We start from the raw sequence: 10,614 nt of genomic DNA, 5'->3' as shown, positions 1-10,614 counted from the left end.
CCCCGAAGGTAGGGTGTTAGGTAATGCTTAGTCGGTGCAGCACGCATCGACGTCGTTCGCTCGAAGAGGGGTCCGAAGTGCCACGCAAGAAAACCACCCTGTCCGTCCTGCGCACCGAGGCGCTCACCCCGCACATGTACCGGGTGTACCTCGGCGGAGAGAATTTCGACGACTTCGACGCGATCGAGGAGACCGACGCCTACGTCAAGCTGTTCTTCGGAACCGACGACGATCCGATCATGCGCACCTACACCGTTCGATCCGTCGACACGAGTGCGCGCGAGATCGCGATCGACTTCGTGGTGCACGGCGACGAAGGAGTTGCCGGGCCGTGGGCCACCAAGGCGAAGCCGGGGGACGAGATGTCGTTCTTCGGTCCGTCCGGTGGGTACGCCCCTCGACCCGACGCGGACTGGCATCTGTTCGCAGGTGACGAATCGGCGATTCCCGCTATCTCGGCCGCCGTGGAGGCGCTGCCCGAAGACGCCATCGCCAAAGTCTTCATCGAAGTTGCCGACCGTCACGACGAGATCTACATGGAGACGCTCGCCGTCGTCGATGTCACCTGGGTTCACCGGGGTGCATCCTCGAACGACGTCGGCGACGACCTGGCCGGCGACAACGCTCCCTTGATCGCAGCAGTCAAGGGCACGGAATGGCTGCCCGGCCAGGCGCAGGTTTTCGTGCACGGTGAGGCGCAGGCCGTGATGCACAACATCCGGCCCTACATTCGCAAGGAGCGTGGGGTCGGTGCCGAGTGGGCGTCGATCTCGGGCTACTGGCGTCGAGGGCGGACCGAGGAGAACTTCCGAGTGTGGAAGCGCGAGCTCGCGCAGGCCGAAGCCGGTGTCGACGCCTGAACGGGCGACGGCTCGTGACGGTCGGCGTGTCCGGTTGTCGCGGAGCGTGGGAGCGCTCAAGCTGAGCCGATGACCGATTCGCTGCCGCCCCACCTCGGCATCCACATCGAAGAGTTCGCCGAACACCTTCGACTCGGTCGAGAGCGCTCCGAGCACACCATCCGCGCCTACGTCGCGGATGCTCGATCGCTCCTCGCGCATCTGGCGGACTCCGACCCCGAAGCGACCATCGCCGATCTCGATCTCCGCGCTGTGCGCTCCTGGTTGGCGAAGTATTCGGCGGCCGGTGCGGCCAGAACCTCGATGGCCAGGCGCACATCGTCGGCGCGGACCTTCGGCAAGTGGCTCGAGCGGGTGGGAGCGGTGCAGATCGGGCCTGCAGAACGGTTGGCAGCACCGTCGAGTCACCGGACTTTGCCCGGTGTACTGCGCCACAATCAAGCGGCCGAGGCATTGGCCGCTGCCGAATCGGGTGCTGCCGAGCTCGATCCGATCGCGCTGAGAGACCGGCTCATCGTCGAGCTCCTGTACGCAACCGGGGTCCGCGTCGGAGAGCTGTGCGGACTCGACATCGACGACGTCGACACCGATCGCCGCCTGATTCGCGTTCTGGGTAAAGGAAACAAGGAACGTTCTGCGCCGTACGGCATGCCGGCAGCACACGCACTGGAGAACTGGCTCGTCAGCGGCAGGCCGGAATTGGCCGATGAGCGATCCGGGGCCGCGCTGTTGCTGGGTAGGCGAGGTGGGCGGCTCGACCAGCGGCAGGCCAGAACAGCAGTTCATGCCGTGCTCGACACCGTTCCCGGTGGCCCCAGCCTCGGTCCGCACGGCTTGCGCCACACAGCAGCGACCCATCTCCTCGAAGGCGGTGCCGATCTCAGGGTGGTGCAGGAGTTGCTGGGGCACGCCTCCCTCGCGACCACGCAGATCTACACCCACGTATCGGTCGAACGGTTGCGTGCCGTGCACGATCAGGCTCACCCCCGAGCGTGAGTCGAGCGTCGGCGGCGCTACGTTTGGTAGCGTCATCACCGACCAACAAGACCGAATACGGGGGACCGTGGACCGCGACCGACCGCAAGGTACTTCGGAGCCGTGGTCGATGCATGGCCGTCAGGACTTCGCGGCGCAGGGCCAGGAGCCCGGCGACCGAAGCGGCACGGCACCGGAGAACGGTTCTCGGCCGGCATCATCGGAGCCGAGTTCGCGATCGCCTCGGCAGCCGCCACCCTGGCAGACGCCCGATTCGATCGACCGACGGGCCGTTCCGCCCCGGTACAACCCACCCGTGCCGCTCGAGCCGGGTCCGGTGGCCCCGGAGCCCAACCGACACTTGCCCGCACAGTCGCGGCCCGAGGAGTTTCCGGCACCGACTGGAGGTTGGTCGCCCCAACCGTGGGCGGGTGCCCCCAATCCGTATCGGCCCAACAGTCAGGACCTCGGCGCGGATTCGCTGCTCAAGCGTCCCAAGCGCGCGTCGAACTCCGGATGGCGTCGAGGCGTTCACCGGCTGACCGGTGGTGTCATCAATCCGGGTGAGTCGACCGCTGAGGAGCGGTACCGAAATCAGGTCGAGCGCATCCGCCAGCCCGTGCTCGGTGACTACCGGATCGCGTTCCTCTCGCTCAAGGGTGGTGTCGGCAAGACGACGACCACTCTCGGCCTCGGTTCGACGTTCGCGTCGTTGCGGGGAGATTGTGTCATCGCAGTGGACGCGAACCCCGATTTCGGCACCCTCGGAGAGCGGGTTCCGCGGCAGACGGCGTCGACCGTCCGAGACCTGTTGGCCGCCGCGCCGAACATTCGGCGCTACTCCGACATTCGCGAGCACACCTCGCAGGCACCGAGTCGACTGGAAGTGCTTGCGGGAGAGCGCGACCCGGCGGCGTCGGAAATGTTCGGCGAAGAGGACTACCGAGCCGTCATCGACATGCTGCAGGTCTACTACAACCTGATCCTGACCGATTGCGGAACCGGCATCATGCACTCGGCGATGAACGGGGTGCTGCAACTGGCGAATGCGCTGGTTCTGGTCAGCTCGCCGGCGGTCGACGGTGCGCGCAGTGCAGCGGCGACGTTGGACTGGCTGGAGCTGCACGGTTACGGACACCTGGTCGAGCGAACGGTAGTGGTGATCAGCTCGGTTCGTCCTGGCTCGTCGGCAGTGGACATGAACCTGCTGCAGCAGCATTTTCTCGAGCGCTGTCGAGCCGTCCTCGTCGTTCCGTTCGACGAGCATCTGGCCGAGGGTGCCGTGGTCGATCTCGACATGTTGCGCCCCCAGACCAGGAGCGCATTCGTCGAGCTCGCCGCCATGGTCGCGGACGATTTTCCAGCAGCGTCCGGCAGACACTCCGGCCCCCCGCGCTGACGATCACCGGCTCGGTCCGTCGACTGGTTTCAGTCTGATCGGACGGGTGCGCACCAGAGCCGTCGGATCGAGGTATTCGCGGCCCCGCCTGATGCCCCAGTGCAAACATGCGGACGAGCAGCCCTCGTGTCCGGACGCCAGCGAACCCAGCACCGTTCCGCGTCGGACCCGGGTTCCTGCCGCAACCGAGGCCGTCACCGGCTCGTACGTCGATCGCAGTCCTCCCGGATGGTCGACCGACACGACGGGTTTCCCCGCGACCGAACCGGCGAACACCACCGTGCCGTCGGCCACCGCCAGTACCGATCGGCCCTCCTCGGCGGCCAGGTCGACACCGCGGTGTCCGGGAAGCCAATTCTGGTCGGGGCGGTCGAACGGGGTGACGATGCGGGGCTTCGGTTGCAACGGCCAGGTGAAGTCGCCCGGAGCGGCCGATGCCACCGCCGTCGAGAGCGAGAGGGCGACCACGACGCCGATCGACGATGCCCGTAGTGCGAGACGAATGTTCACCCGTCGACCATCTCCCGAATCCGAGCATCGAAACGACAGCGAACGTCGATTGTGGACAGCGGACTTCTTTGTCCACAGGTAGCGGAATCTCTTGACAGTCGGGCCTGGTTATGACGGGGGGCGCGGCAGGTCTACAATCGTCGATGCGGCCTGTGCGTGCACGGGTCGACTTCGCGCGTCCGCTTTCTTCGCATCGACTGCCACGGCAGAACTACCGATACGAGAACCGGTTGTCGGCGGTCCTGAGGATCCTCGAGATTCGCAGGTCCGGCAACTCCAGCGGCCGCCAGGGCAGAGGTCACCGACACTCTGCGTCAACCGCACCATCGAAAGAGAGTTCTTCAGCCATGGCTGTAGTAACAATGAAGCAGCTGCTCGACAGCGGCACACACTTCGGACACCAGACCCGTCGCTGGAACCCGAAGATGAAGCGATTCATCTTCACCGACCGCAACGGCATCTACATCATCGACTTGCAGCAGACTCTGACCTTCATCGACAAGGCCTACGAGTTCGTCAAAGAGACCGTCGCCCACAACGGCACGGTTCTGTTCGTCGGAACCAAGAAGCAGGCACAGGAGTCCATCGCCGCTGAGGCGACCCGCGTGGGCATGCCCTACGTGAACCAGCGCTGGCTCGGTGGCATGCTCACCAACTTCCAGACTGTGCACAAGCGTCTGCTCCGCCTCAAGGAGCTCGAGGCCATGGAGCAGACCGGTGGCTTCGAGGGACGCACCAAGAAGGAAATCCTCATGCTCACGCGTGAGATGACCAAGCTCGACCGCACCCTCGGTGGCATCCGAGACATGGCCAAGGTTCCGTCGGCCATCTGGATCGTCGACACCAACAAGGAGCATCTCGCCGTTGCCGAGGCTCGCAAGTTGAACATCCCGGTCATCGCGATCCTCGACACCAACTGCGATCCCGACGTGGTCGACTACCCGATCCCGGGCAACGACGACGCGATCCGTTCCGCTGCGCTGCTGACCAAGGTCGTCGCATCCGCAGTCGCCGAGGGCGTGCAGGCGCGAGCAGGTCAGAACACTGCATCCGACGCCAAGCCCGAGGTCGGCGCAGGCGAGCCCCTCGCCGAGTGGGAGCTCGAGCAGCTCCAGCAGGCGTCACCGGCAGCCGACGCACCGGCAACCGAGGCACCGGCAGCAGAGGAAGCTCCGGCAACCGACGCTCCCGCTGCAGAGGCTCCGGCAGCAGAGGAAGCACCGGCCGCTCAGGCTTGATCGAATTCGGTCCCGGTTCACCGAAGTGGGGTGGGCCGGGGCCGCTTCGGTATGTCAGGGTGGTCGTCGCGTCAGCTCTGAAGTGAGCCCGTCGATCACGCCTGAGAACAGCATTTTTCGTCAACGCCCGTAACCAGACTTTGAGGAGGCTCGCCCACGATGGCGAACTACACTGCCGCCGACGTCAAGCGGCTCCGTGAGCTCACCGGCTCCGGAATGATGGACTGCAAGAACGCGCTCGCCGAGAACGACGGCGACTACGACAAGGCCGTCGAGTACCTGCGTATCAAGGGTGCCAAGGACGTCGGCAAGCGCGCCGAGCGCAACACCGCCGAGGGCCTCGTCGTCGCCGAAGGTGGCGTGCTCGTGGAGATCAACTCCGAGACCGACTTCGTGGCCAAGAACGACGAGTTCCAGACGTTCGCCGCGTCCGTCGCGTCGACGGCTGCAGCAGGCAAGCCGGCCGATGTCGACGCCCTCAAGGCGCTCGACCTGAACGGCAAGACCGTCGAAACGGCCCTGAACGAGTTGTCGGCCAAGATCGGCGAGAAGCTGGAAATCCGCCGCGTCGTGTCCTACGAGGGCAACACCGCGACGTACCTGCACAAGCGCAGCGCGGACCTGCCGCCTGCCGTCGGCGTGCTGGTCGAATACACCGGTGACGGCGACGCCGCAGGCGATGCCGCTCGCGCGGCCGCCATGCAGATCGCCGCGCTCAAGGCCAAGTACGTCAGCCGTGACGAGGTCCCCGAGGATCTGGTTGCGGCCGAGCGTCGCATCGCCGAAGAGACCGCTCGCGAAGAAGGCAAGCCGGAGCAGGCTCTGCCGAAGATCGTCGAAGGTCGCGTCAACGGATTCTTCAAGGACGTCGTTCTCACCGAGCAGAAGTCGGTTCAGGACGGCAACAAGACCGTGAAGGCCATTCTCGACGAGGCCGGCGTGACCATCACCCGCTTCTCTCGATTCGAGGTCGGCGCCAGCTAGTCTGCGCACCTGTCGGTCGAGGCGATGCCGTTCATTCGATTCCATCGAGTGGGCGGCATCGTTCGTGCGCAGGGCAGGTGGGAGTGCAGGTCGGAGCCGTGTCCACCGATCGGGTGTCGATAGGGCAGGATGATCGGTGAGTAAACCGTAGTGTTCGACGAGTACCGAGGAGAGCTATGACCGATCCGGCCCCTGACCGTCCCGGGTTCCGACGTGTGATGCTCAAACTGGGTGGGGAGATGTTCGGTGGCGGCCAAGTGGGGCTCGACCCGGATGTCGTGAACAACGTTGCCGAACAGATCGCCGAGGTGGTGGCCACCGGAGTTCAGGTCGCCGTGGTGATCGGTGGCGGAAACTTCTTCCGTGGTGCCGAACTGCAGCAGCGCGGAATGGATCGATCTCGCTCGGACTACATGGGCATGCTCGGCACGGTCATGAATTGCCTTGCACTGCAGGATTTCCTGGAAAAGCAGGGAGTGGCAACCAGGGTGCAGACGGCAATCACCATGGGCCAGGTCGCGGAGCCGTACTTACCGCTACGCGCGCGCAGGCACCTGGAGAAGGGCCGCGTGGTGATCTTCGGGGCCGGGATGGGGATGCCGTACTTCTCCACCGACACCACGGCCGCACAGCGCGCTCTCGAAATCGGAGCCGAGGTGCTGCTGATGGCAAAGGGCGTCGACGGCGTGTACTCGGCAGATCCGCGTCTGGACCCCGACGCGACGATGTTCGACACGATCACCCACCGCGAGGCGATCGAGCAGGGACTCAAAGTCGCCGACGCGACGGCCTTCAGCCTCTGCATGGACAACCAGATGCCGATGTTGGTGTTCAATTTGTTGGTTCAAGGAAACATTGCTCGCGCCGTGGCGGGCGAGAAGATCGGCACGCTGGTCACGTCGTGAACGTCACCGACAAGACCGCGGGCGAATCGAGAACGAAGACGATGGAGGACAGATCGTGATTGACGAAGCGCTCTTCGACGCCGAAGAGAAGATGGAGAAGGCCGTATCGGTTGCACGTGACGATCTGTCCTCGATCCGTACCGGGCGTGCCAACCCCGGAATGTTCTCGCGCATCGTCATCGAGTACTACGGAGCGGCGACGCCGATCACTCAGCTGGCGAGCATCAGCGTTCCGGAAGCTCGTCTGGTCGTGATCAAGCCGTACGAGTCGAATCAGCTGGGGCCGATCGAAACCGCGATCCGCAACTCGGACCTCGGCGTGAACCCCACGAACGACGGCAACCTGATTCGTATCGGTGTGCCGCAGTTGACCGAGGAACGACGCCGCGAATTCGTCAAGCAGGCGAAGGGCAAGGGCGAGGACGCGAAGGTCTCCATTCGCAACGTTCGCCGCAAGACGATGGAAGAGCTCAAGCGAATCCAGAAGGACGGCGAAGCGGGCGAGGACGACGTCGTGCGCGCGGAAAACGAGCTCGACAAGACGACCGCCAAGTACACCGCGTCGGTGGACGAACTCGTCAAGCGCAAAGAGGGCGAGTTGATGGAGGTCTGACCTCCGAGGGGAGTGGCTTTCACGACGGCAGACGATGAATCGCGAGGAGTTGACGACAGTGGTGGGACCGGATCGGCAGGAGGGCAGCGGTACGCCCGCTGCCTCGTCCGGGGTCGCTGCCGCGAAGTCCGCCGGGAAAGCCGGCCGTAATCTGCCTGCCGCGATCGGCGTCGGCGGCAGCTTGGGTATCGGGTTGATTCTCGTGCTCGTGTTCGTCCCGCTGGTGTGGATCGGTGTCGTCGCGGTTGCGTTGGCGGTCGCGACGTACGAGGTCTCCAAGCGGCTCCGTGAGGGCGGTGTGCTGGTTCCGCGCATCCCGCTGATTCTCGGCGGTCAGGCCATGATCTGGCTGGGCTGGCCGTTCGGTGCCGTCGGAGTACTCAGTGCCGCGGTGGGCACCGTTGTGGTCTGCATGGTGTGGCTGTTACTCCGTCAAGGCTTCGGCACCGCACCCAAGAATTACCTCGAAGAACTCTCGGTCACCGTTCTGGTGGCCTGTTGGTTACCGCTCCTGGCCTCGTTCGCCGTTCTGATGGTTCTGCAGGACAACGGTGCCGGCCGCATCCTGGTGTTCGTCATCGGCGTCGTCTGTTCGGACGTCGGCGGTTACATCGCCGGCGTGTTGTTCGGCAAACACCCGATGGCACCGGCGATCAGCCCGAAGAAGTCCTGGGAGGGGCTCGTCGGGTCGCTCATCTTCTGCGTCATCGGTTGCCTGCTGACGGTGACCCTGATCCTCGAGGCGAACTCGATGATCGGTGTGTTGCTGGGAGTCGTGCTTGTCGTCACGGGCACCCTGGGTGACCTCATCGAATCGCAGGTCAAGCGCGACCTGAGAATCAAGGACATGGGCTCGTTGCTCCCCGGGCACGGCGGCATCATGGACCGACTCGACTCGCTGCTGCCGTCGGCGTTCGTTGCATGGCTCGTCTTCACCGTCCTGCTCTGAAACGACTCGATCGGACGATGCGCGGAAACCGCGGCGGGGTGATCCCCAGTCCCAACATCTGGCACTGGCCGCACCTGTACGAGGCAGAGAACCGTGCTCAAGATGTCGACGGTGCCGTGTTCGAGGCGATCAGGTCGGTCGCGGACTGGGCGTCCAGGACAGTTGTCGACGTGGGCTGCGGAAGCGGATTTCACCTTCCGATCTTTGCCGCCGATGCCGACGGTGTGCTGGGTATCGAGCCGCACGAACCGCTTGCGGCCGCGGCGAGATCGCGGGTGGCCGGCCTCTCGAACGTCGACGTGAAGGTCGCTCGAGCAGATTCGCTACCGGTCGCCGACGCGAGCATCGACCTCGTTCATGCCCGCACGGCGTACTTCTTCGGCCCCGGCTGCGGTCCGGGTATCCGCGAGGCGATGCGCGTCCTCCGGCCCGGCGGCGCACTGGTCGTGGTCGACCTCGACGCGACGGCGTCGCCGTACGGTGACTGGATGCGTGCGGATCTTCCGCAGTACGACCCTGCGGCCGTCGAGGCATTCTTCGATGCGCAGGGGTTCGAGCTGCTCCGCGTCGGCACCAGATGGACGTTTCCCGACCGTCGGACCTTGCGCGAGGTGATGGGAATCGAATTCTCCCCGCGAGTAGCGCGTATGGCGGCAGGGGAGGTCGACGGACTCGCTCTGGATGTGCGCTATCGCATCCACGTTCGGTACAAACCGACGGGAGTCGAATTGCGCTGAGGTGAGCCCGCGCACCTCAGCGCCGAGTGATCAGGACGCGCCGGAGATTCCGAAAACCTCGGCGAGTTCGCTGATCTTGAGCGCCTTCGCCAGCCGAGGCAGGTCGCTACCGTCTTTGACGTGAGCACCGTCGGCACCGAGAGCATCGATCACATCGCGTGCCCAGGACACGTCCGTGGGTGAGGGTGCCAATTCGCGGTTGACGATGGCCACCTGATCGGTGTGCATGCACAGTTTGCCTGCCATGCCCATCGACAGCGTCAAGGCTGCATCGCGTCCGAGGATGCTGTCGTTCGCGGTCAACGTCGGACCGTCGATGGGTCCGGGCAGTCGTGCCACCCGTGAGGAGACGACCAGGCGCGAGCGGGGGTAGGCCATGGCCAGTGGATCGTCACTCATACCGGTGTCGCGTCGGAAGTCGCCGCTGCCGAAAGCGAGACGGAAGGTCGAATCCGCGCGGGCGATCTCGGTAGCCGCTTCGAGGCCCATGGCCGACTCGACCAACGCCAGAATCGGGGTACCGGGTGCCAGCCGGGCCGCGGTCGCCTCGACCTGTCCACCGCTTTCGGTCTTGGCGAGCATGACGCCGACCAGACCGGGGAGACCGGACAACGCGGCGAGATCGTCGGCCCAGTACGGGGTTGTTGCATCGTTGATGCGCACCCATGCGGAATTGCCCTGGCTCAGCCACTGAACAACAGCCTCGCGTGCGGCGGGCTTCTTGGCCGGAGCGACGGCGTCCTCGATGTCGAGGATGACGGCATCGACTCCCGACGCGACTGCATCGCCGAAGGTGTCGGGCTTGGTTGCGGGCACCAGCAGCCAGGATCGCGCGCGGTCGGGGGCAACGCCGGATGCCACTGGTGTCTCCATGAAAGTTGTCACGTCATGCTCCTCGAGTGAAGTGGGGCACCCACAGCCTGATCGATTCAGTGAGTCAGCGCCAGCTTCTGTACATAGTGTTCACGAGCCGCGTTACTTCTTTTTCGCGGAGCGCCGCACCTGAAGGATGCGAGCCCCTCCCACCATGGCCATCACCAGGGCGCCCGCGATCGCGGCCAGCAACATGCTGATGCCGAGCGGCAGATCGAGCTGCCACGCGAAGATCTGCACGGTGACCGAGTCGAGGTTCTGCACGATGAACACGAGGAGAATGACCAGTACCACGGCTCCCACCACGAGGCCGGTCCACAGGGCAGCGGTACGAGTGTGGGCGATGTCGTTCGAACCGGCGGCCTGCCGCTCGGGAACGAACTCCGGATCGGGTGCCGAGTGACCGTCCGAATCCGGAGTGGTGATCGGAGCGAGGTCGCCCGAGGCACTGTGTTCGCCGGGGAGGCCTGCGCTCGACTTGTCGAGCGATGCCTCGTGACTGTCTTCAGCTCTGGTGGCCATGTCGATGATCCTTCCGCACGTGGAGGTCGAATGCACGCGCATCCGGCCA

Annotated in this window: 12 protein-coding genes; 9 read left to right on the top strand and 3 right to left on the bottom strand. The window is 64.9% G+C overall.

Features of this window, described 5'->3' with window-relative positions:
• The first annotated feature begins 77 nt into the window (after positions 1-77).
• The 3 genes from BH93_RS15695 to BH93_RS15685 all read left to right on the top strand — a co-directional run bounded on the left by BH93_RS15695 (position 78) and on the right by BH93_RS15685 (position 3,234).
• Positions 78-860, top strand: a complete 783-nt coding sequence (locus BH93_RS15695) for a siderophore-interacting protein (protein WP_037174014.1) — start codon at positions 78-80, stop codon at positions 858-860.
• A gap of 69 nt (positions 861-929) precedes the next feature.
• The gene (locus BH93_RS15690) at positions 930-1,856 is read left to right on the top strand and encodes a tyrosine recombinase XerC (RefSeq protein WP_032377048.1); all 927 of its coding nucleotides are present in this window, start codon (positions 930-932) and stop codon (positions 1,854-1,856) included.
• Between the two features lie 109 nt (positions 1,857-1,965).
• Entirely contained in the window at positions 1,966-3,234 is a 1,269-nt protein-coding gene (locus BH93_RS15685; protein WP_242458988.1) for a MinD/ParA family ATP-binding protein, read from the top strand.
• A gap of 3 nt (positions 3,235-3,237) precedes the next feature.
• Here BH93_RS15685 and BH93_RS15680 read toward each other — a convergent pair whose 3' ends face one another.
• Positions 3,238-3,744 (bottom strand): M23 family metallopeptidase, encoded by a 507-nt coding sequence (locus BH93_RS15680; RefSeq protein WP_155290948.1) that lies wholly within the window; start codon positions 3,742-3,744, stop codon positions 3,238-3,240.
• Positions 3,745-4,091: 347 nt separating this feature from the next.
• Here BH93_RS15680 and rpsB point away from each other — a divergent pair, with 347 nt between their 5' ends.
• The 6 genes from rpsB to BH93_RS15650 all read left to right on the top strand — a co-directional run bounded on the left by rpsB (position 4,092) and on the right by BH93_RS15650 (position 9,170).
• A complete protein-coding gene (gene rpsB, locus BH93_RS15675) occupies positions 4,092-4,982 on the top strand; it encodes a 30S ribosomal protein S2 (RefSeq protein ID WP_032377049.1) in 891 nt (296 codons plus the stop codon).
• A 159-nt stretch (positions 4,983-5,141) separates the two neighbouring features.
• Entirely contained in the window at positions 5,142-5,966 is an 825-nt protein-coding gene (gene tsf / locus BH93_RS15670; protein ID WP_032377050.1) for a translation elongation factor Ts, read from the top strand.
• 176 nt (positions 5,967-6,142) lie between these two features.
• Complete coding sequence (pyrH, locus tag BH93_RS15665; protein WP_032377051.1) at positions 6,143-6,871, top strand: UMP kinase; 729 nt, start codon at positions 6,143-6,145, stop codon at positions 6,869-6,871.
• A gap of 55 nt (positions 6,872-6,926) precedes the next feature.
• A complete protein-coding gene (gene frr, locus BH93_RS15660) occupies positions 6,927-7,484 on the top strand; it encodes a ribosome recycling factor (RefSeq protein WP_037174013.1) in 558 nt (185 codons plus the stop codon).
• Between the two features lie 34 nt (positions 7,485-7,518).
• Complete coding sequence (locus BH93_RS15655) at positions 7,519-8,433, top strand: phosphatidate cytidylyltransferase (protein ID WP_032377052.1); 915 nt, start codon at positions 7,519-7,521, stop codon at positions 8,431-8,433.
• 17 nt (positions 8,434-8,450) lie between these two features.
• On the top strand, positions 8,451-9,170 hold the full coding sequence (locus BH93_RS15650; RefSeq protein ID WP_037174408.1) for a class I SAM-dependent methyltransferase: 720 nt from the start codon (positions 8,451-8,453) through the stop codon (positions 9,168-9,170).
• A 30-nt stretch (positions 9,171-9,200) separates the two neighbouring features.
• On the opposite strand, the gene BH93_RS15645 is transcribed toward BH93_RS15650, so the two are convergent.
• Positions 9,201-10,043: an HpcH/HpaI aldolase/citrate lyase family protein gene (locus BH93_RS15645; protein WP_032403192.1), complete on the bottom strand. Its 843-nt coding sequence runs from the start codon at positions 10,041-10,043 to the stop codon at positions 9,201-9,203.
• A gap of 102 nt (positions 10,044-10,145) precedes the next feature.
• A complete protein-coding gene (locus tag BH93_RS15640; protein ID WP_037174012.1) occupies positions 10,146-10,565 on the bottom strand; it encodes a LapA family protein in 420 nt (139 codons plus the stop codon).
• Positions 10,566-10,614 lie beyond the last annotated feature (49 nt).

It is taken from the genome of Rhodococcoides fascians A25f (assembly GCF_000760935.2).
Classification (GTDB): domain Bacteria; phylum Actinomycetota; class Actinomycetes; order Mycobacteriales; family Mycobacteriaceae; genus Rhodococcoides.
The sequence above is the reverse complement of the archived record's forward strand: the minus strand, read 5'-3'. Positions and strand labels throughout refer to the sequence as shown.

Excerpts from the sequence above, each read along its gene's own strand:
- rpsB (WP_032377049.1), top strand. The coding sequence starts at position 4,092 with ATGGCTGTAGTAACAATGAAGCAGCTGCTCGACAGCGGCACACACTTC.
- BH93_RS15640 (WP_037174012.1), bottom strand. The coding sequence starts at position 10,565 with ATGGCCACCAGAGCTGAAGACAGTCACGAGGCATCGCTCGACAAGTCG.
- BH93_RS15650 (WP_037174408.1), top strand. The coding sequence starts at position 8,451 with ATGCGCGGAAACCGCGGCGGGGTGATCCCCAGTCCCAACATCTGGCAC.
- tsf (WP_032377050.1), top strand. The coding sequence starts at position 5,142 with ATGGCGAACTACACTGCCGCCGACGTCAAGCGGCTCCGTGAGCTCACC.
- BH93_RS15655 (WP_032377052.1), top strand. The coding sequence starts at position 7,519 with ATGAATCGCGAGGAGTTGACGACAGTGGTGGGACCGGATCGGCAGGAG.
- pyrH (WP_032377051.1), top strand. The coding sequence starts at position 6,143 with ATGACCGATCCGGCCCCTGACCGTCCCGGGTTCCGACGTGTGATGCTC.
- BH93_RS15690 (WP_032377048.1), top strand. The coding sequence starts at position 930 with ATGACCGATTCGCTGCCGCCCCACCTCGGCATCCACATCGAAGAGTTC.
- BH93_RS15685 (WP_242458988.1), top strand. The coding sequence starts at position 1,966 with ATGCATGGCCGTCAGGACTTCGCGGCGCAGGGCCAGGAGCCCGGCGAC.
- BH93_RS15645 (WP_032403192.1), bottom strand. The coding sequence starts at position 10,043 with ATGGAGACACCAGTGGCATCCGGCGTTGCCCCCGACCGCGCGCGATCC.